General features: G+C 38.8%; 16 protein-coding genes. 11 read left to right on the forward strand and 5 right to left on the reverse strand.

Features of this window, described 5'->3' with window-relative positions; all coding sequences use genetic code 11:
- Positions 1-310 precede the first annotated feature (310 nt).
- From argB to CALSC_RS21825, 3 genes are all read left to right on the forward strand, one after another.
- A complete protein-coding gene (gene argB, locus CALSC_RS21815) occupies positions 311-1207 on the forward strand; it encodes an acetylglutamate kinase (protein WP_200817712.1) in 897 nt (298 codons plus the stop codon).
- 96 nt (positions 1208-1303) lie between these two features.
- Positions 1304-1735, forward strand: a complete 432-nt coding sequence (locus tag CALSC_RS21820) for a SufE family protein (RefSeq protein ID WP_088243361.1) — start codon at positions 1304-1306, stop codon at positions 1733-1735.
- Between the two features lie 265 nt (positions 1736-2000).
- Entirely contained in the window at positions 2001-2234 is a 234-nt protein-coding gene (locus tag CALSC_RS21825; protein WP_088243362.1) for a hypothetical protein, read from the forward strand.
- Here the strand turns inward: CALSC_RS21825 and CALSC_RS21830 are convergent.
- Positions 2218-2547: a thioredoxin domain-containing protein gene (locus CALSC_RS21830; protein WP_088243363.1), complete on the reverse strand. Its 330-nt coding sequence runs from the start codon at positions 2545-2547 to the stop codon at positions 2218-2220. The two genes, CALSC_RS21825 and CALSC_RS21830, sit on opposite strands and share 17 nt — an antisense overlap.
- Positions 2548-3948: 1401 nt before the next feature.
- Here CALSC_RS21830 and hetF point away from each other — a divergent pair.
- Positions 3949-6579: a cell division protein HetF gene (gene hetF, locus CALSC_RS21835; RefSeq protein ID WP_088243375.1), complete on the forward strand. Its 2631-nt coding sequence runs from the start codon at positions 3949-3951 to the stop codon at positions 6577-6579.
- Positions 6580-6686: 107 nt separating this feature from the next.
- Here hetF and CALSC_RS21840 read toward each other — a convergent pair whose 3' ends face one another.
- Genes CALSC_RS21840 through fraC form a run of 3 tightly spaced genes read right to left on the reverse strand, consistent with a single transcriptional unit; the run spans position 6687 to position 9168 of the window.
- On the reverse strand, positions 6687-7466 hold the full coding sequence (locus CALSC_RS21840) for an ABC transporter permease (RefSeq protein ID WP_088243364.1): 780 nt from the start codon (positions 7464-7466) through the stop codon (positions 6687-6689).
- 48 nt (positions 7467-7514) lie between these two features.
- On the reverse strand, positions 7515-8567 hold the full coding sequence (gene fraD, locus CALSC_RS21845) for a septal junction protein FraD (protein ID WP_088243365.1): 1053 nt from the start codon (positions 8565-8567) through the stop codon (positions 7515-7517).
- A gap of 49 nt (positions 8568-8616) precedes the next feature.
- A complete protein-coding gene (fraC, locus tag CALSC_RS21850; RefSeq protein ID WP_088243366.1) occupies positions 8617-9168 on the reverse strand; it encodes a filament integrity protein FraC in 552 nt (183 codons plus the stop codon).
- Between the two features lie 363 nt (positions 9169-9531).
- On the opposite strand from fraC, the gene CALSC_RS21860 reads away from it, so the two are divergent.
- Both CALSC_RS21860 and tilS read left to right on the forward strand, forming a co-directional pair.
- The gene (locus tag CALSC_RS21860; RefSeq protein ID WP_088243368.1) at positions 9532-10668 is read left to right on the forward strand and encodes a cob(I)yrinic acid a,c-diamide adenosyltransferase; all 1137 of its coding nucleotides are present in this window, start codon (positions 9532-9534) and stop codon (positions 10666-10668) included.
- Between the two features lie 465 nt (positions 10669-11133).
- Complete coding sequence (tilS, locus tag CALSC_RS21865; RefSeq protein WP_088243369.1) at positions 11134-12114, forward strand: tRNA lysidine(34) synthetase TilS; 981 nt, start codon at positions 11134-11136, stop codon at positions 12112-12114.
- Here the strand turns inward: tilS and hmpF are convergent.
- A complete protein-coding gene (hmpF, locus tag CALSC_RS21870; protein ID WP_088243370.1) occupies positions 12111-13871 on the reverse strand; it encodes a pilus motility taxis protein HmpF in 1761 nt (586 codons plus the stop codon). The two genes, tilS and hmpF, sit on opposite strands and share 4 nt — an antisense overlap.
- Before the next feature lie 527 nt (positions 13872-14398).
- On the opposite strand from hmpF, the gene CALSC_RS21875 reads away from it, so the two are divergent.
- The 5 genes from CALSC_RS21875 to CALSC_RS21895 form a co-directional block, all read left to right on the forward strand.
- Positions 14399-15565, forward strand: a complete 1167-nt coding sequence (locus CALSC_RS21875) for a response regulator (protein ID WP_200817713.1) — start codon at positions 14399-14401, stop codon at positions 15563-15565.
- A gap of 176 nt (positions 15566-15741) precedes the next feature.
- Positions 15742-16107 carry a response regulator transcription factor gene (locus CALSC_RS21880; RefSeq protein WP_088243371.1) on the forward strand — a complete coding sequence of 122 codons (366 nt, stop codon included), beginning with the start codon at positions 15742-15744 and terminating at the stop codon, positions 16105-16107.
- A 13-nt stretch (positions 16108-16120) separates the two neighbouring features.
- Entirely contained in the window at positions 16121-16651 is a 531-nt protein-coding gene (locus CALSC_RS21885) for a chemotaxis protein CheW (RefSeq protein WP_088243372.1), read from the forward strand.
- Positions 16652-16667: 16 nt separating this feature from the next.
- Positions 16668-19421, forward strand: coding sequence for a methyl-accepting chemotaxis protein (locus tag CALSC_RS21890; protein ID WP_088243373.1), 2754 nt, complete (start codon positions 16668-16670; stop codon positions 19419-19421).
- Between the two features lie 92 nt (positions 19422-19513).
- Positions 19514-21600, forward strand: a 2087-nt coding sequence (locus tag CALSC_RS21895; RefSeq protein ID WP_200817714.1) for an Hpt domain-containing protein, incomplete at its 3' end; no start/stop codon positions are given.

Genomic DNA, 21600 nt, shown 5'->3' on the forward strand with positions numbered 1-21600 from the left:
GTAGGGGATTTAATGTTGACGTTTTGTCTGTCACCGCAAGCGCGCCTCTCCACCCAAATTTTCTTAACTTTCCACGGATAAATCCGGGGGCTATCTCCTTTCAGGAGACGCTTCGCGCTTCGCTAACGCTAACAAACCATCCTGGAGTAGGGTATTTTTCCTCTGACCCTACTCCCTACTCTCTACTCCTTACTCCCTATTTTGGTGATTTTTTGGATACTTAGCGAGAAATCCCACTCAAAATTTCGTTCACCCGTCAACCGTCAACTGATAAACTGTCTAGAGCAGTTTTTTCCGCCCAAGCTCTTTGATGATGGTCAACGATACAGAATACATGAGGCAAACTGAAGCCACACGGGTAAGAGTTCTCAGCGAGGCATTACCTTACATTCAACAATTTACAGGTCGCACCATTGTGGTCAAATATGGTGGTGCGGCAATGAAAGACAGCAATCTCAAAGATAAGGTGATTCGCGATATCGTTTTTTTATCTTGTGTTGGCTTAAGACCAATTTTAGTGCATGGCGGTGGCCCAGAAATTAATAGCTGGCTGAATAAATTAGGGATAGAAGCGCAATTTAAAAATGGACTGCGAGTTACGGATGCACCAACCATGGACGTGGTGGAAATGGTATTAGTTGGTCGGGTGAATAAAGAAATTGTCTCCCTGATTAACCAAGCTGGTGGTAAAGGTGTAGGTATGTGTGGTAAAGATGGTAACTTGATTGTGGCTCGTCCCCAAGGTGAAGAAGGCATTGGTTTTGTTGGAGAAGTAAGCAGTGTAGACACTAAAATCTTGGAAACATTGGTAAGTAATGGGTATATTCCCGTAGTTTCCAGTGTCGCTGCGGATGAAAAAGGACAGGCTTACAACATTAATGCTGATACCGTGGCTGGGGAAATTGCAGCTGCTTTAGGGGCAGAAAAGTTGATTTTACTCACAGATACACCTGGTATTTTAAAGGATTACAAAGACCCTTCGACTTTAATTCCCAAAGTTGATATTCAAGAGGCGAGAAAATTGATTGCTGATGGTACGGTAGCTGGTGGTATGATTCCTAAAGTCAATTGTTGTGTGCGATCGCTAGCCCAAGGGGTGAAAGCAACACACATCATTGATGGTCGCATTCCCCATGCTTTATTATTGGAAGTATTTACTGATGGTGGGATTGGAACTATGCTGATTGGTTCCCAGTTCACATCCTAAAGAATCCCCTATCAAATGGTTACATTTCTTGGCAAGCAACAATTCATTCCCAGATAATTTACACTCAAGATAATAGCCTCAATTATATGCCTTGTTATGTCCTCGACCATAGATTCTTTACCACCAGCTCTTGCCAAAATTGTCCAACGTTTCCAACGGGCTACAGACCCCAAGCGACGCTATGAACAACTAATTTGGTATGGTCAACGTCTACAGGAGTTTCCAGAAGCTTATAAGATACCTGAAAATAAGGTTCCTGGATGTGTTTCTCAAGTTTATATCACCGCTTCCCTAGATTCAGGTAAAGTCATATATCAAGGAGATTCCGATTCTCAGTTAACCAAAGGTCTGGTAGGACTTTTAATCGAAGGATTACAGGGATTATCACCCACAGAAATTGCCCAATTAGCTCCAGATTTTATTCAAGAAACTGGCTTAAATGTTAGCCTTACACCTTCCCGCGCCAATGGTTTTTACAATATTTTCAAAACTATGCAAAAAAAGGCACTAGGGTGTACTAATGAATAATCTGAATAATTGACACTCCCCTGGTTCCAGAGGAGGATATTCTGACTTGTTTACACGATTAAATAAATCATATCGTAAACGTTGCGTAGCTCGGATTTTATCCGGCTCCCGCAACATCCGTTTAGAATCCCCCGTGTTTCCAACCGGGGAAGATGTCAGGAAGAGGCAGGGGAGAAACCCCATACATGAATGTAGGGGCTTGTATCCTTTTCTTTTTCGGTCAAAAATTGTAAATAACTACTAAATTTATAAATATTTAATTTAGATGAGCATCACAATATTAGGCACAATTCAACGCCGTGACATTGGTATGGGCGCATGGGCACTTGTTTCAGAAGAAGGAGTCACCTATGAAATTTTCAAAGGAGCAGACGCAGCTTTATTACATCCTGAACTAAAAGCTAGAGTAACGGGACAGATTAGAGAAGATGTGATGACTATGGCAATGATCGGTCCCGTACTCGAAGTCGAATCTTTTGAGATTATGGACTCTGACTAATACCTACCGCATCTAAGACTTTTTGTATACGGCTTCTAAATTCTCCTTTGGGATGTCCTCCTTTTACCTCACCTACAATTTTAAATTCTCCTTCTGGAGAATCACAGATAATGTAAGTAGGCCATCCCATTTCGGACTTATCAGGATACTGGCTTAATAATACTTTTCGGTACTTACGATAGGTCGCAGTATCTTGCATCTTCACATCTATAAACTGCAAATCCAGTTCTTCTATAACCTTTTGGTCATAAAAAGACATTTTATGGCAAATGCCGCAGTCTTCTGAAGAAAACTTAATTACTGCTAATTGCATATCCCTCTGCTACTCTTAGAAATTTAATTGACTGAATAACAAATTTTAAACACAAAATTTATAGAATTTTACCATAACTCAGATGAATTCCTGTAACGTGCGGATACCACAACAGGCATGAATGAGTAGCAATTGTTATGAAAAAACGGAGGGATATCACAGCCTTAATATAAAGTTGAGATCGGTATTTTTGGTGAGTGTATATCAAAAAAAATCCCCCAGCCAGCATCAACTAACAGGGGGAGTGAGTTATCAGGGTGCATCTACCAAATAAGTTGTTCTAGACTTATTGGTAATATCCGGATATATTATTCTTACCTACCGCAAATTGCATGATGCACGAACAAAAAAATCCCCCAGCCAGCATCAACTAACAAGGGGAGTGAGTTATCAGGGTGCATCTACCAAATAAGTTGTTCTAGACTTATTTGGCATATCCGGATATATTATTCTTACGTGCTTCCAATCGCATGATGCACGAACAAAAAAATCCCCCAGCCAGCATCAACTAACAGGGGGAGTGAGTTATCAGGGTGCATCTACCAGTACATTGTTCTATATTTATACGTACTATCCGGATGTTTTGCTCAAAATAGGATAAAAAATTTTCCCTAACCATAAAAAAATCCCCCAGCCAGCATCAACTAACGGGGGGAGCGAGTTATCAGGGTGCATCTACCAGTACATTGTTCTTCGAGAATCAATATGTTCCGGATAAACAACAAAAATTAGAGTCGAAAACATGATTACAATATACAAAGAATCCCTCAATAACACCAATAGGGGGAGTGAGTTATCATCTGAGATACGTCTAGTAATAGATTGTAAAATATGTATCACTCGTTGTCAGAGGAATTTAGTATGTTAGAAATACGATAGGGTAGCATTATTTAATTAACTCTGCTGTTAATTAACCAATTAGTTGACAAAATATGACCAAATACCCAAACAAAATAATGTGTTTATATAACCACTATTCTGTGAAGAAATTTACTTAATATTATCTAGGTTTCATGTCATAAAAAAAAACCCTAGTAGGTTTGAACCTGTAAGGGGAATGGATGATTAGGGTGCATCTAGTAATAGGTGTTCTGAGGTAAAAGGACATGCTCCGGATAGAATTTTCGGAATAGTTTAAGATTGTTTTTTGCCAACCATAAAAAACCCCAGAGGATATAATTCCACTGGGGATTTGAAGATCAAGTTGCATCTACCAATAACGGTGTTCGGGGTGAAAATAGTATCATCCGGATAAAGTTGAAAAAGCTAAAATTAGTAAAACAACTAGACTGAAGAAACATTCAGTGCCGGGATGCATCTAAAGTATCAGGAGCAGCGAAACATCAACTAAAATTATGAATTGCGTTGCCAACCAGATTGAAGAGCCAAATAGGAGAAGCTGTGACCCAGAAACGTCACCAGGAATTTCATATTTCCGTTACCCCAGTAGGACAAGAAGGACAAAATTACTACTTGGTACGCACGGAAAAAGTTGCCCCTGGAGTACCATTGGCTGAAGAATTGGTGACTTGGCCGGTATCTGAATGGTTGACTGTTGCTGGACACCTGATGAATGACCCATTGGAGTCAATTTTGCAGGGAGATACCAATTTACTGAACGACGATTTAGAAGAGACAAACGCCAGAAATTCCGTCAATTTGGTTGCTCTAGGTCAGGAACTTTACAATGCATTATTTCAAGGCACTCTCAGAGATAGTTTAATTACAGCACAAGGCATCGCTCAAAACCAAAAGCAGGTCTTGCGTTTGCGTTTAGGATTAAAAGATACCCAATTGGCTCGTTTGCCTTGGGAAGTTATGCACGCTGGCGATCGCCCCATTGCAACTGGATTATACATAGCTTTTTCTCGTTACCAAACCGGGATTCAATCCGCATCCCATCTACTATCAAGTAGTCTGCCTAATCCCTCGGAGACAGGGGGTATAAATGTGTTAATGGTGGTTGCTTCTCCGGCAGATCAAGTACGTCTGGATTTACTCATACAAGAAGCGAACCAACTGCAAGCGGAATTAAGTCGTCAACCAATTACTGGTTCAGAAAGTAGTAATTTTCATGGTGGGATTCAACTCACTATTTTAGAGCAACCAGGTAGAGAAGAATTAACCCAGGCTTTAGAGCAAGGAAGATTCCATGTCCTGCATTACTCCGGTCATAGTAACTTAGGAGTTAATGGAGGTGAAATATATTTGGTGAGCCATAGAACCGGCTTAACGGAAACTCTCAGTGGTGATGATTTGGCCGGTTTACTGGTTAATAATAATATCCAAATGGCTGTGTTTAACTCCTGCTTGGGCACCTATGCAGCCACAAATCGAGATAATGCAGAAGCAGGGGAGCGCAATCTGACGGAAACTCTGGTAAAACGAGGCATTAGATGTGTTTTGGCAATGTCGGAAAGAATTCCCGATGATGTTGCCTTGACATTAACACAATTGTTTTACCGTAATTTAAGTCAAGGATATTCGGTAGATTTGTGCGTGAATCGAATGCGTCAGGGTTTGATTTCTGCCTATGGTTCTCACCAAATGTACTGGGCTTTGCCAATTCTCTATTTACATTCAGAGTCTAATGGTTTTCTTTGCCCAGGTATGGATTTACCTGAGACAGATGAATTATTTGATGAATACGATCCTCAATTAACAAGTAGTATTTACTCCCAAACAAACAGTGATTCCCAACTAGATTTTCCTTTGGAAGCCATAGATGATATGGATTTCACTTCAAATGCTTCTGAATTGGTATGGTGGGGTGAAGATGACTCACATGATTTGGATCTAGCTAGTGATATAGATTATGAAGATCCTAGTTATGCAGATGATTCCGCAATGGTTTCCGATCTGTTTCGCCAATTAGATTTGCAAAAAGGGGCTAGTGGGGAATCTACTATAACAGGGGAATTGCAGCAATCACCTACAGACACCCATCCCCAGGACAGTTATATGTGGGGAGAAGAGGAAAATAATTTTCCCCCATCATCAAATTCCCAAGAGTTAGGGTCTGCAACTGGCATATCTGGAGCTATTAGTCAGAATCAATCTAGTCAACCAACTACCATTGGTGGTAATGGGGATGGTTCCACAGGGAGCCGTCTCAAGGGCGATGTTGCCAAAGAACCATCTCACGGTAATCGCCAAATAAAATCAAAATCGATTTGGTCAATCCCTCGTCTCAAACGTAGTCAGAGAAATATTCTGGGGGTAGTTGGTGTAGGAGCGATCGCTACTGTGATTGGTTTGGGCTGGTGGTGGCAAAATCAACAATCAGATTTACCAGATATCCCACCCATACCCAATCAAACTGCATCAGTTCCAGAAATCTCTATTGATTTAAAAACATCTGCTACTAGCATTGTTACAGCCTATGGCAGTGAAAAACTGAGTCAAGGTGATTTGCGTTCCGGATTAAGAGCAGTAGAAGAACTTTTAAACCGTAATGCCCTAAATAATGCTCAAACTGCTCTAAAACTAGTTAGTTCAGAACACAAAGATCATCCATCTGTTAATTTTCTTTGGGGACGCTTAATTTGGCAATTCCTTCAAACTAAAGATAAAACATACAAAGTAGATGATGCTCGTCGTCATTGGGAAATGGCAGCCAACGCCGAGCCTAATTCTTCACTTTATTCTACAGTATTGGGATTTGCTTATTATGCAGAAGGAAATTTGAATCGAGCCAACAATTCTTGGTTTAAGGCAATAGATATTGCTGTCAAACAGAAGAATGCTTCTAATGCTCCCAAAACAGTTCTGCTGGAAGAAGAAATAAATCAAAATCCTCTCACAGCCTACGCAGGTTTAGTTATTGGATTGTATAAAGCCGCACCTCAACAACATAGTACAAAACAAGAACAATATTTGGATGAAGCTATCAAGCTGAGGCAAATGGTATTAAAAGAAGATCCGGTAAATTTCCAGTTGCAGGAACTAGCAAAAAATTGGCTGTGGTCAGAAGAAGCAATGAAAGACTGGAAATCCCTGCTTAAAAAACAAAGTACTGGAAATCAATATTAGACACGAAGACTTATGGTTAAGACTGCAAGGGGGCAGAGGGCAAGTACTTGATTTAACAACGCTACTTTAATACCTGCCCCTTTCCTGAGCCTGAACTCAGGTTAAAATTAGAACTCGCGCTGAGAGAATATCAGAACAGCGATCGCAATTAACATGAAGCTATAAAATATGCCATATAAGCCATTACCAAGTAATGTGGTGAAATCAGGTAATGCTTGTAATCCATAAACAGCATCATTCTTCAGATCCAATCTAGATAAATCTGGCAAAACCAAATACAATCCTTGAGCCAAACGTTCAAAATCAGGATTGTTGCTTAAACGACCAAACTTGAGGATATCTTGGGTAAGATTACCAATAAAATAAACTGCAATTGTTAAAGGTGTTGCTAATAGAGAATTAGATATCATACCAAAAGTAATGGCAACGGCAGAGATTAAACATAACTGTAAAATCAAAAAAATTGCAGAGATGAAAATGCTGGCAGCCTGATAGTTAATATTACCAACTTGCAGAAAAATCAAGTAAACAACCGTCATCACAGCAACTAGGGAAGTTAATATCCCAACTAACCCCAAATACTTACCAATTAAAAATTCACTACGGCTCACGGGTTTAGCAATGAATACTAGCAGGGTTCGTTTTTCAATTTCCTTATTAACTAAACCCGTACCAATAAATACCGCCACCACTAAACCTAGAACAGCCATTGCTGCCAAGCCCAAATCTAAAAACATCTTATCATCCGCAGACCCAGAGACTTCGGGCAGTAATAAAAAAGCAGTAGCAAGTATAAAAATGTAAAATCCGAGAATATAGAGAATGCGATCGCGTACCATTTCTCGAAACACATTAGTTGCGATCACAGAAATTCTGTTCAAATTCATAGTTATTGATTCACCCGGTAATAATTGACACTGCTATCTATATTATTTTCATCCTTGAGGTGGTGGCGACTCGGCGAAAAAGGAAGTCTTGGCTTCGCATTCAATTTCTGCTCTTGCTCCCTCTTCTCTACCACTAGTATTACTAGATGATGCCATTGGTTCAATTTGGCAAGAACGTTGTAGATAATACCCTTCTTTTGTGGAACTGGGACCACTCCAGATACTCAGTAAATTAAGTTTATAAACATTTGGACTTTTGGTATTGATGCTATTTACCCGTGCCTCCACCCGCCATAAATCCCTTTCTTTATAAGCCCCTAGCTCTGCTTCAATGATTCTTCTACCCAACTTACTAATCTCTGAGTCTTTGGCTCTAGCATTTTCAAGTATTCGTTCAACCTTTGACCAAGGTTGATCATCAATTTGGGTAATGATTGTAGGTACTAATTTATTTAAGATAACTACTCCATTTTTAGGAATCTTCTTGATTTGTGAGTCTTCAGGAGGTGAAAAATTTTTCACTAAGACACTATTATTCAGATTATCAGTTAATAAACTCGGGTATTGTTTTACCCAATTATCCAGCACAAAATATACTTGTAACCAGCAACTAATCAACATTGAGCTAGCAATTATAACTATGATTTTCTGACGAGCTTCTGGCTTAGGAATTTGTGCATTAACATTAGTACCAGTGCCTTGAAAAAACTCAGGAATAGCAGTAATTAATGCAGACATTGTTGGCCATAGTACAAATGCAATGGGATTTAAGAGATTTTGCCCATCGCGAAAAGCAAATAAGCTAACTAGTCCTCCTGTAATCAATGCTCCCACAGGCATAGAGGTTCCAGGAACCACCACAGGATTATCAGTTGTATACCAAGCAGTACCTAAAATTAAAAATCCCCAACCACAGTAAGCAATAATCTCTTTGACAAAAAAAGTTGTTGCCCAAGATGACATTATCCAAGAAAAAACACTCAAATAAATTAGTGTTTGCCAAGAGTAAGCTTTGGATGGTAATAATAACTTTTGAGTACCACGGAGGATATCTTGGATAAATTTGAAAGTACCAATTAAGAAATCTTTAATTATTTCCATTTAATTAATCCTCTAATTTGTAAATTACCCTGAATTTATCTTGTTGCTACTACCAAGAAAAGCAAATAGCTAAAATAATTGTAATTGCGCTATAGCTTAGAGAATTAGCTATTAATACACTGGTAACTACATTTGTTCTTTGTACTTGATTAAATTTGTATCTTCGAGAAGAACGTCTTTGAGCAAGAGAAACTTCTTGCTCTGGCTTTTTCCGATCTGATTTATCCCAGATCAACAATAACAGTTGTAAGGTAATAACTTTGAATAAGAAAGTAGCAAAAAAAATGAAGAAAGCAATTACAACTAGGAATGAATATATTCTTTCTGATTGAAACCGATTAAAAAAAACAAAATTTAGTACTTCCGACTTATTCCGGTAAGGAAATGAAGACTCAGTGAAGAAAAATACTAGCCAGCCAAGGACATTAGCAAAAATATTTATAGAGATAGCGTAGAAAGCACTACTTTTTTGATCGAACTTTAAACGTGCATTTAAAACATAGGCCTCTATAGGAATTGCGATGATTAGGAATAATAAATCAAATAAAACAATACCTACAGGTAAAATGGGAGAAAAATCGAAGGAAATAAAATCTAGCATATTTCACAAATGATACCGAAGATATAAAGTGAATAAGTATGGCTATGGCTCGAACACTGAGATGTTTTATCTCATTGCTTCGAGTGTTTTACCATTTTTTTGTATTTTTATACAGCAGTTTGATTTAATTGACAATTTACTTAGGTAATATATTGCAAAAATTATTCTTTCTCTCCTTCCCTCTTTCCCTCCTCCCCTCTTTCCTTCCTTCCCTCCCTGATTCCCTATCGGGATGCTAAAATGAGCAGTCTGAAGATGCAAACAAAGCTTTGCCTCAACTAAATAGTATTAGAGATAAGACTGCTTGGTTGATAAGACAATACTGGACTAAAAAAGGACTGCCACATTAGGGCTTTTGGTGAGATGACTAGGAATGGCATTGGTATTCGTACAGCACAAGTGGTTCAACAACGTGCTACAGGACAAATCCACGTTTATGATGGTTTGGGTAAAGGTAAGTCTCAAGCTGCCTTAGGAGTGGTATTACGCTCAATCGGCTTAGGAATCAATACACCTAGCAATGCCAATCGTGTTTTGTTGCTACGGTTTTTGAAGGGGCCAGAAAGGGATTACGATGAAGATGGAGCAATTACGGCTTTACAGAGGGGTTTTCCTCATTTAATCGATCAGGTTCGCACCGGTAGAGCAGAATTTTTTGGTGCAGATGAAATTACGACCTTTGATAGAACTGAAGCTGCACGAGGTTGGGATGTAGCCAAAGGAGCGATCGCTTCTGATTTATACTCGGTTGTAGTCTTAGATGAAATTAACCCTGTTTTGGATTTGGGATTACTAGATGTAGATGAGGTGGTAAACACCCTCAAGTCTAAACCCTATGATTTAGAAATAATTACCACTGGACGCGCCGCACCCCAACAATTACTCGATATTGCTGACTTACACTCGGAAATGCAACCTAAACACCATCCTAATGCCACTGTTCAGGGCATTAAAGGAGTAGAAATTTATACTGGGGCAGGCAAGGGCAAATCTACGAGCGCTTTAGGAAAAGCTTTACAGGCAATTGGTAGAGGTATTAACCATCCTGGTTCTACTCGTGTATTAATTATGCAATGGTTGAAAGGAGGTAGTGGTTATACGGAAGATGCTGCGATCGCTGCTTTACAACAATCATATCCAGAGGTAGTAGATCATCAACGCTGTGGTAGAGATGCCATTGTCTGGCGCAAATCCCGGCAAGAATTGGATTATGTAGAAGCTGAACGAGGTTGGGAAATTGCCAAAACTGCGATCGCGTCGGGATTGTATAAAACCATTATTCTGGATGAACTAAACCCCACTGTTGACTTAGAATTACTCCCAGTCGAACCAATTGTTCAAGCTTTACTACGTAAACCACCCCATACAGAGATTATTATTACTGGTCGCTGTCAAAATCAGCCTGCATACTTTGATTTAGCCAGCATTCACTCTGAAGTTTACTGTCACAAACATTATGCCAATCATGGTGTAGAACTGAAGCGTGGCGTAGATTTTTAACTCGCTACGCGAGAAGTCAGAAGGAAGAGGTAACTAGTAAATCCCAAAACACTTATGAATTTCCCTTCCTGGATATAGCGTAGTGCTATAAATATATCTAAAATCCAAAATGCTATAACTCATAGAAAGATTTTTAATCATGGATAATACTCAAGTAATAGATTTAGTAACTGTAGGATTAGCGATCGCTATTTTACTAGGTGGTTTTCTGATGATGTTCACTTCTATCCTGACCACGAAAAAAAATAGGAGGTAGTCCCGATGAAAAAATTTTTCCCCATCAAGGCTTCCCTATCCCCCAACCCCTAACACCTAACCCTTATTTTCAAGTCAGTCCCCCATGTACGTTTGTACACAACCAAGGATGAAAATACCTTTTTCCGACTCCCGACTCCCCACTCCCGATTCCCCACTCCCCATTTTCAAGTCAGGATCAATCTAAAACCAAAAGCTTGTACTTGATTAATGCAATGGACTCCCTTACACGCCAAGATTCATCAAACTATTCGTACCCGCCATTTATTTGAGAAAAATCACCGACTGTTAATTGCAGTTTCTGGCGGACAAGATTCCCTATGTTTGAGCAAACTACTATTAGACTTACAGGCAAAATGGGATTGGGATTTAGGTATTGCCCATTGCGATCATCGCTGGCGTGCCGATTCCCAGGCTAATGCTAAACACGTAGAAAATTTAGCTCAATCCTGGAATGTATCTTTTTATTTAACTATAGCCGAACAACCAGTCAAAACCGAAGCTGCTGCCCGCCATTGGCGCTATCAAGCATTAACTGCGATCGCTCAGGAACATAAATATAATTGCATAGTTACAGGACATACAGCCAGCGATCGGGCTGAAACCCTGCTCTATAATCTAATTCGTGGCACCGGTGCAGATGGTATGCAAGCCTTAACATGGCAACGTCCCCTCGCTGATCATATTTGGTTAGTGCGTCCCCTGTTAGAAACTACTCGCTCAACAACAGGTCAATTTTGTCAAGACTTACAATTGCCAATTTGGTTAGACATTACCAATCAGGATGTGAAATACTCCCGTAATCGCATTCGCCAACAACTATTACCCTATTTACAAGATAATTTTAATCCCCAAGTCGAATCAGTCCTAGCCCAAACAGCAGAACTATTGCAGGCGGAAGTTGAATATTTACAACAAATCAGTGAGCAATTATACAGAAAAGTAGTAGTAGAATCTCCATCCCAAATTCCGGAGAAAATCCATCGTCGTCAATTACAAACCATACCAATTGCTCTGCAACGTCGTGTAATGCGTCAAGTGCTACAAAAAATGCTGCCCTGTGCCCCTAATTTTGAGCACATCGAAAAACTTATAGCATTAATTACAGCACCAAACAAAACCCAAACCGATCCTTTTCCGGGAAATGCGATCGCTTATACACAAGGGGATTGGATTTACTTTGTAACTTAAGAAACTGCCAACTCCGGTTGAGCAATTACAGTATTCAACTGTTGGTTGATTTCATTAATAGTTTGTTGTTGTCCTTCACCAGCCTCCTCAGCTGTTACCACAGATGCAGACAACTCCTGTAATTTATGGCGTAAACCATCCAAAGCATCTTGAATCGGCTGTAAAGCCTCTTGGTAAAGATTCAGTTTCCCTAATGATTCATCAGCAATCTTACGCCGTTCTAGTAAATCTTGTTCCCAGGATTTTATTTCTTGAGATTTTGTTTCCTGTTCTTGAACACGATTATGAATCATGTTTTCTGCTAACTCAATTCCATTGCCTATATCCTCAAGTTCCCTTTCTAGACTTTGTAGTTCAGCCAACTTTTGCTGTTTATAAATCTCAATTTGTTTTAACGCTGGTTTGAGATCAATTTTCTGCTCCTCTGGAAGATTCATCAGAGAAGTACCTTGTCTTTGCCACAATACAGCCTGATATTGTCTCAAATAACTTTCCAAATCTAATAGGCTGCGACGTTGTCCCACCAAAGACTCATTTAGAAATTGATAAGCATCTTTCTCATCTGCTAAAACAGCTTCTAATTGACCTTTCTCTTCTCCTGAAGCCTGACTGATCTTGGTTCTGAGTTCGGCAATCTCCTTTAACTTGTATGTTAATTCTTGTTCTTGATCATTAACAAAACTTGAATCTATTTTCAATTTTTCCTGGGAATCTTGGATCTTTTGTTGTAGCTCTTGTACAGACATATTCTCTAAAGCATTGATATCCACTTTATCCTTCAGGACAATATCACCTGCCATCACAGCTAAGGATTGAATATATTGATACAAATCTTCCTGGCGTTGTAAATGCTCGCGCAAGCCTTGAATATATGCTTGCTTACTTTCCATAACTGCTGTATTAGCTTTGAGATCAATCTGCTGCTGTAGCAAATTATTTTGAGCTTCTTGCCATTCTTGTTGTTGTTGGGTTGAATATTGTACCAAGCCTTCAACTTCAGCTTCCTGTTGTTCCACTAGGGTTTTTTGTGACTGAAATCTCTGCCAGTGGGGGTTGAGAATTTCTTGCTGGCTTTCCACCATTGACAATGCCAAATTCAGATTTTCCCTAACTGGTTCCAGAGAAGCAACACCATTAGCAAGGTGATGTAATAATTCCTTTAACTGGCGACTTTGTTCTTCATCTAAAACTTTTCCCGTCTGTAAATCTGCTTGTGATTCTTCCAAGCGAGCTTGTTCGCCTCGTAAATGATTCCAAGCACCCTCTAATTCTTCCCGATTGCGTTCAATTTCTGCTTGTAATTGCTCTATTTCTTGACGAGTGGTTTCAAACTCCTGCTTCTCAGTTTCTAAACGTTTAAACTCATCCTCCATTTGTTGTAGCTGTTCCCAGCGTGTTTCCATCTCCAGCTCACGGTTGTTGAATTCCTCCGCCTGAAATGTTAATGACTCTTTCCACTGGTTGATTTCCTCTTCTTTGAGCTTCAACTTTTCTAACTGACGGGACAAATTCTGTAAGATGCTTACTAGAGGACGACCAGCTTCTTGGAGGCGCTGTACCTGACGATTGGCATTCACTTCTACCAGCACTAGTGCCCCATCATTTAATTTGCCAGCCTCATCTGTACTAATCACCTCATCAATGGGATTCCAACTTAAGTCGGTTCGCTGACAAGCCATTAATTTAAGCTCTGTTTTTCCCACTCCACTGAGTAGTCCGCCAATCTTTGGCTTTTGTACTTCCGCTAAATACAGCACACTCCCACCCTTTTGTATAATAACTAGCTATGTCTTTAACAATACGTTAAGTAATTATGTTGTAAACCTTACTAAATGAACTAACTCATACTGTAAGTAGTTAAAATATGCCAAAAATACATCTATGGCTTAAATATCACAATGAGATACTTGTATAAAAAGATTGTTGTACTTATAAATTGTGTAATTAAGATAGACAAAATGACTACCGTGTTACTACTCAGCTTTCATGAGTATCTAGCAAAAGTTAAATATTTGCATATAACTTTATTATTATGCTCGAATTCTCAGCTTAATTTTCAATTAATTGTATAAATATTGCCATCGCAGATAAGTAATTTTTCATAAGAATGAAAATCAATATTCTAAGGATGCAATATTTGTGGATTTGTGTGTAAATTGTGGTCAGAGTGATGAGTTATTAAGATTTTCTGGATATATTCATCACCTGGTAGAAAAATGGAAAAGCAAAGGTGCAAAATCAACCAACACAGTCGAGAATATAGCAAGGAGTGCCTCGGGATTCAATGCAGGGAAATTTAAGGGAAATAGATATTTACAGCATATTGCAAATGATTGAGGCGGGACAACGAACTGGTCTACTTTGTGTGGACACCTGTAACTCTAATCACTGCAAACAGCAAACGTACCTTATTTTTGTCTCCAATGGTCAAGTTGTTTATGCCACTTATGGAGACACTAGCTTATCCCGGTTGAGGGATTATTTGCATCTTTACGATGGGAACATTAAATTAGAACAAAAACCAATAAATGCCTACATAACATGGAATATTCCTGAATATCAGTATTTATGGCAATTATTAACAGAAAATAGGATTAATCATATTCAGGCTAATAGTATTATCTACGGCCTAGTGCATGAAATTCTCTTTGACTTACTCAGTTTGCATCAAGGTCGATTCATTTTCGACTCAACTTCATTACTATTTCCCCATTTAAATGCCTTAAAAATTACGCCTATTTTAAGTCGGGTAATCAAGCAAGTCCAGGACTGGAAACAGCTATATCCATATATTCAATCTCCAGACCAATGTCCTGTGTTAGTTGATATGGCTCAGTTACATTCTGCTCTACCTCCAGCAACAATGACAAAGCTGGAACATTGGGCAGATAGCAAAACATCCATACGTCAATTAGCTCGTTATCTTAACTGCGACATTTTCACGTTCGCGAAGGCAATACATCCCTACGTAGAAAAAGGGTGGGTAAAAATAGCTTTTTTAGCTAACCTTAACCAAGTTAAGCATCAGTTAACTAGAAAACTAGAGCATAAATCTACAAAACTTATAGCATATATTGGTAACGAAGACTACACCTCCCAGGTCATAGAATCAACCTTGAAAGCCCATGGCTATGAGGTGATTATCTTGACTAACCCCTTAGAATCCATCGGCTTTTTGTTTAAATTACAACCAGATTTTATCTTTTGCCAAATCGCTATGCCAGAATTAGATGGTTATGAAATTTGCTCAATGCTACGAAATTCTACTGTATTTATGGAGGTGCCAATTATTCTAGTTACAGAACAAGAAAAGCTTGTGGAATGCATAAAAGCAAAAATTATTGGAGCAACAGATTATTTAACTGTGCCTTTTGGGAACAATGACTTAGTGATGCTTGTTGAACAATATCTCGAAAGTGATATGACTTCAAAAATAAACAATACTTGTTGATTCCATAATAAATGGGGTAAAAATAGTATCACAGAATTAGCCTTAAATTCCAGAGAACCACCCATATTCAGTAAACAAGTAGATGATTAGTTGTATTTTATACATAATATTGGTGCAGTCAAACCAAAAAATGTTCTTAATCGGAACATCTACATCAGGAGGTAGGTAGGCATTATATGAGTACAGTTCTGATTGTGGAAGATAGCCTCACGCAAAGGGAGATGATTACCGACCTCTTGAAAGCAAGTGGTTTAATAGTGACCCATGCCTGTGATGGACAAGAAGCCTTAGATACAATTCAAACCACTAATCCTGATTTGGTGGTTTTGGATATTGTCATGCCCCGAATGAATGGCTATGAAGTTTGCCGTCGTCTAAAGTCAGATCCGAAAACCCAGGACGTACCAGTGGTGATGTGTTCTTCTAAAGGTGAAGAATTTGACCGCTATTGGGGTATGAAGCAAGGTGCAGATGCTTACATTGCCAAGCCATTTCAACCTACTGAATTGGTTGGAACAGTCAAACAGCTGCTGCGAGGATAAGGACACAAATAACATGGTCAGTAAACTAGAATTTTTAGGGGGCAGTGGTCAAGACCAATTCCGTCCCGAGGTACAAGTAGAAAGTCCTGAAGGTGAGTTGCATCTAAGGTTCTACATTCCTTCGCATCAGGAGTTTGCACTGCCAGCCATGGGTATCAGGGAAGTTATAGAGCTGAGTCCAGAAAGAATTACACCTATTCCTAATGCTTGTCCTTTACTTTTGGGTACTCTAAATTTACGAGGTCGAGTAATTTGGGTGGCTGACTTAGGTCAATTTCTCGGGGAGATGACTCCTTTAAATACTGATCGGGCAGAAATACCAGTAATTGCTGTAGAAGAGCAAGACACAATAGTTGGCTTAGCTGTAGATGCAATTGGTGGTATGGAATGGCTTGATGTACAGCATCTAGTGGTAGCCAATAATGTGCCAGATACTATGGCTCCCTTTTTACGTGGTGAATGGCTATTAGATGCTCAGAATAATCAGTGTCTGCGGTTACTCGATCCGATGGCTATTTTGCGGAGTGCTAGGTGGGCAGGATAAAACAGGGAGATAGGAAATGGCATTGAGTATAGATAATTACCAAGAAATGTATCAACAGGCATATAAAGCCTATGTACAAGCAAATTATGAAGAGGCAGCTAATCTGATCGATAAATTAGTAGATATTGCCCCAGAAGATGCTAATATTCATTTGCTCAGGGGTCATATATACTATGTTTTACAACAGTTTGATGTAGCACAATCAGAGTATGAAAGTGTTATAGAACTAACTGAAGAACAAGAATTAATTGGTCTTGCCCAAAATAGTTTAGATAATATTAATCAATATCAGCAGCAATTAGCAGCAAATTCAGATTCCTACACAGATCAAGACGAATCAATGGACTTCTCTCCTATAGATGAGGAAGCAATATCTATTGATAATATCAAAGATTTAGTTAGCAAGGAAAATATAACAAGTAATACATTAAATCTCAATAATGACAATTTTAGTCAGGAATTAGGAGTAATTTCTGATGATTTACCTGTTGGTAGTCCATTTGAATTGGCTGTTGATAGTAATGGCTTGATGACTACTTCTAACAGCTCCCAGATGTCGGATGATAATCCTTTTGCCTTACAAAACCAATTCCCAAAGGACAAATCATCAGAGTTAAATGGATCTCATCCTTGGCAACAAGATAATCCAGCTAATAATGTAGAAGCTCCAGAAGATCAAAATTCTCCATTCACAAATAATAATAATTCCCAACCTTTTTCTGACTCAGAAGATGAATTTTCTTCTGAGTCAGACCAACTCCAAAGCCCTGGGACAAAAATCCTTGGGGATCATGGAAATAATAATCTTGCTGGTGAAACCCTACTGATGGGTGTAGGATCCCCAATAAATAATATTGAAAATTATCATAATAATTTTTCTCAATTAGAATCAGAAAATCAGCAATCTCATTCCCAGAAACTCAGCCAAGAAAATAACTTAGATAGTGGGGATGACAGTTTTGATTTTGAGGCATTTGAGTCTGCATTCGGTTCCGAAGACCCTAATGAAAGTGAAGATGTCAGTAGTATTCCCAGTTCTAGCTTGCCTCAAAGTGGAAATATAGAGTTTTTAGATGATTTTGACGAATTTGACGATTTAGGAGATATTCCTGGTTTTAATATTCCTGAAACTGCTGGAAATCAGGCATTTTCAACTTCTGGTTCTCTGGAAAATCCCACCGGGAACCATAATATTCTCGATACTTCTACTACCTCCCAAGATAGCAATAGCGATCGCGATGATGAGTTATTTAGTATTACTGGCTCCCAAGAAGGAGTACCAGTATTTACAGATCCTGGGTTAAAGAAAATTGAACCTGAGGTGAACGTTGAACAAGGCTTTTTTGCACCTTTAGAGAATGCATCTCTCAAGACTAAGCCTTGGTTGATTGGTGGCGCTGTGGGTATTGTATCGGCAATTGTGGTTGCATCTGTCAGTTTTGCCGCTACTTCTTTTTCTCCAGAGAATCAACGAGAATCAGTGAGAAATACGGGTTGGGCAATGGCGTTAGCAGCAGGTATTACTGGTACTGTGACTACTGGAATTGCTAGTAGTCTGAGTATTAGACAACTGCGGCGAACTACTAGGGATTTACAATCCCAGTTTGATGCTGTACGTCAAGGAAATTTAAATGTTAAAGCCACAGTTTATTCAGAAGACGAATTTGGGCAATTAGCTACTGGCTTTAATGAAATGGCTCGCGTGATTTTTACCACCACCAATGAAGCTACCCGCAAGGCTGAAGAGCAAGAAGAAGCCAAGGAAAATTTACAACGTCAGGTAATTCGCTTACTCGATGATGTGGAAGGTGCTGCTAGGGGTGATTTGACTGTACAAGCGGAGGTGACAGCTGATGTATTGGGAGCTGTGGCTGATGCTTTTAACCTGACAATTCAAAATTTGCGAGATATTGTGCAACAGGTAAAGGTTGCTGCTAGGGAAGTGACCAAAGGTTCAACTAATTCTGAAACCTTTGCTCGAGCATTATCGAGTGATGCTTTGCGCCAAGCAGAAGAATTAGCAGCAACTCTTAATTCTGTTCAAGTGATGACTGACTCTATTCAACGGGTAGCAGAAGCAGCACGGGAAGCAGAAGCTGTTACTCATGATGCGAGTGAAATTGCTCAAAAAGGAGGAGAGGCGGTAGAAAATACTGTGGCAGGTATTTTAGAGATTAGGGAAACGGTAGCTGAAAGTACTCGTAAGGTCAAGCGATTGGCTGAATCTTCCCAGGAAATTTCTAAAATTGTCGCTTTGATTTCTCAGATTGCTTCTCGGACTAACTTACTAGCATTAAATGCCAGTATTGAGGCAGCTAGGGCTGGGGAAGCTGGTAGAGGATTTGCGATTGTTGCGGACGAAGTTCGGCAACTGGCAGATAAATCAGCCAAATCCCTCAAAGAAATTGAGCAAATTGTTATGCAAATTCAGAGTGAAACCGGCTCTGTGATGACGGCTATGGAAGAAGGAACACAGCAGGTAATTAAGGGTACTAAATTGGCTGAAGAAGCCAAGCGATCGCTCGATAACATTATTCATGTAGCTGATCACATTGATAAATTAGTCCGTTCAATTTCTGCTGATACAGTGAATCAGACTGACACTTCTCGCGCTGTAGCCCAGGTAATGCAATCAGTGGAGCTAACAGCACAAGAAACATCCCAGGAAGCACAAAGAGTATCAGGAGCTTTACAACACTTAGTAGGGGTATCCCGTGATCTCATCTCTTCTGTGGAACGCTTCCGAGTAGAAACATCTGAATCAAGATAATTGTGTCATGAGGTTATTTGTTATTAGTAATAACAATTAACAAATGAATTAAATCCTAATTTTTAACTTTTAATTTTTAAATTACAACTGCTATGCTGCCAGAACAACAACAGCGAATTTTAGGTTACTTTATCGAGGAAGCAAAAGAGCACTTGACCACTATTGAGCAAGGGCTACTGAATCTTCAGAGTACTCTAAATGACCCAGAAACTCTCAATGAAGTGTTTCGGGCGGCTCACTCTGTTAAAGGAGGGGCTGCAATGCTAGGTCTGAGTAGTATTCAACGTACTTCTCATCGTTTGGAAGATTGTTTTAAAATCCTCAAAGAACAACCAGTTCAGGTTGACCAAAAGTTAGAAACTCTATTTCTCAATGTATTTGATACCCTGGCAGCCCTTGTAAAACACTTACAAGGACCATTTGGTCTGACCGAGGAAGTAGCAAATAATCTCATGTCAGAAGCTGAACCTTGTTTTCAATCGCTCCACGAACATCTTGATATGCTTGTAAAACAAGGGAGTGAAGCAACTACGGATACCTCTACAGAGGATGCAATAGATTATACTCCTAGTCGGCCAATCAACTCTCCACAAACTCCTTCGGAAAGTTATGGGCGGCAACAATTGCAAACTCAAGTCTTAAAGACATTAAGACAAATGTTGCAATTGTTTAAGCAAACTGAAACTGCTGACAATCGTCAACAATTGCAAGATTGCTGTCAGTATTTGGCTGAACTGGGAGAAGAACTAAATTTAGCTAATTGGTCGGCTTTATGCTTAACTGCTGGTATTGCTATAGCTAATACATCCAATAGTTATCTGATGTTGGCCAAAGTCGCAATTACTAGCATCAAGCAAGCTCTGGAATTAGTTCTTGCAGATAAAGAAACAGAAATAGTCCCTAGCGAGCAATTAGAAGCTCTAATAGGTGATATGGGATTGAGCAATCTGGCTATTGCCGAAGAGGTTGAGGAAATTACTCCTCAGGTAGTTATACCACAGTCAAATACGTCTGCGAGGAATATCGAAAATCAAATAATTGATCCTCCTACTCCAGAATTGGGAGATGTAGAGCCAGAGAATAAGGTGCATAATTTATTGGAGCTTTTTGATCAAGATAATGATCAAAAGGATGAGGAAGAACTATTCTCAAACGATAAAAATATTGCTGTCAAAGGTCCAGAGGTTGGTAGCGCAGAATTAAATACTCTGGCTCATTTATTTGCAGATGAGAATCCAGAATTAGATGATAGCTGGCAAGAACAAGAAGTATTAAATATTGATTTACCAACTGATAATTTTAACATCAGTGATACAGAAGATAATGATAGTGATTTTGATGATTTATTACTTTTTGATTCTGCGAATGACAATACAGAATCCCTAGATGATAAATCAAATAAAGAAATCCCTCCAGATAATTTAACACTTGTCCAGTTATTGGGTAATGATTCATTAAGTGATGTAAATCAAGATTTAGCAAATAAAGAATTAGAGTCTGATCATATTTTAAATTTAGATATTCATCATAATCCTCAGGAAGAACAGGATGATTTATCTATTGAAGAAATTAATGCATTAGATGATATCAATGAATTATTAGAAATAAAAGATCAAGAAGTAACACCTCCATGGGAGACTTTAACTAAAAAAGAAAATAATAATTTTGAAAATTTATTCCCTGATAGGAATAATGCTCCAATAGAAGAGAGCTTATCTGAAAATTCATCAAACATAAATACACTTTTTATTAATTCGCAAAATGAAGATGCCGAGGATAATCCTTTGGCATCCATGGATGAAAATAATGATATACCTGCAGAAAATATAGAAGAAGATAATTTATTCAATCTATTATCAACCTCAGAATTAGAGGATTTTTCTGGCGAAGATAATAGTGAGAATTTAGCACAAGCAATAAATGGAAATGAAGAAGGAAATATAAATGAGGTAGAGAATATTGCAAATTCCTTAGAGGAAGGCTTGTTTATTACTGCAAATGATGATGATCTTTTTGGTAATCCTCAAGATAAAAATGCTGCGATTAGTGACTATGCAGAGAGCAATATTAATAATGATTTGTTTGCATTAGAAGAGACTATATTCCAAGAGTTATCATTAGGAGAAAATCATCTAAATTCTCCAAAAATAGATGATTTGTCTACATTAGAGGAGACTAT

This window comes from Calothrix rhizosoleniae SC01, assembly GCF_900185595.1.
GTDB classification, from domain to species: Bacteria; Cyanobacteriota; Cyanobacteriia; order Cyanobacteriales; family Nostocaceae; genus Calothrix_A; species Calothrix_A rhizosoleniae.

Excerpts from the sequence above, each read along its gene's own strand:
- CALSC_RS21820 (WP_088243361.1), top strand. The coding sequence starts at position 1,304 with ATGTCCTCGACCATAGATTCTTTACCACCAGCTCTTGCCAAAATTGTC.
- fraC (WP_088243366.1), bottom strand. The coding sequence starts at position 9,168 with ATGCTAGATTTTATTTCCTTCGATTTTTCTCCCATTTTACCTGTAGGT.
- CALSC_RS21875 (WP_200817713.1), top strand. The coding sequence starts at position 14,399 with ATGCAGGGAAATTTAAGGGAAATAGATATTTACAGCATATTGCAAATG.
- CALSC_RS21880 (WP_088243371.1), top strand. The coding sequence starts at position 15,742 with ATGAGTACAGTTCTGATTGTGGAAGATAGCCTCACGCAAAGGGAGATG.
- CALSC_RS21830 (WP_088243363.1), bottom strand. The coding sequence starts at position 2,547 with ATGCAATTAGCAGTAATTAAGTTTTCTTCAGAAGACTGCGGCATTTGC.
- argB (WP_200817712.1), top strand. The coding sequence starts at position 311 with ATGATGGTCAACGATACAGAATACATGAGGCAAACTGAAGCCACACGG.
- CALSC_RS21840 (WP_088243364.1), bottom strand. The coding sequence starts at position 7,466 with ATGAATTTGAACAGAATTTCTGTGATCGCAACTAATGTGTTTCGAGAA.
- CALSC_RS21860 (WP_088243368.1), top strand. The coding sequence starts at position 9,532 with ATGACTAGGAATGGCATTGGTATTCGTACAGCACAAGTGGTTCAACAA.
- CALSC_RS21825 (WP_088243362.1), top strand. The coding sequence starts at position 2,001 with ATGAGCATCACAATATTAGGCACAATTCAACGCCGTGACATTGGTATG.
- fraD (WP_088243365.1), bottom strand. The coding sequence starts at position 8,567 with ATGGAAATAATTAAAGATTTCTTAATTGGTACTTTCAAATTTATCCAA.
- CALSC_RS21890 (WP_088243373.1), top strand. The coding sequence starts at position 16,668 with ATGGCATTGAGTATAGATAATTACCAAGAAATGTATCAACAGGCATAT.
- tilS (WP_088243369.1), top strand. The coding sequence starts at position 11,134 with ATGCAATGGACTCCCTTACACGCCAAGATTCATCAAACTATTCGTACC.
- CALSC_RS21885 (WP_088243372.1), top strand. The coding sequence starts at position 16,121 with ATGGTCAGTAAACTAGAATTTTTAGGGGGCAGTGGTCAAGACCAATTC.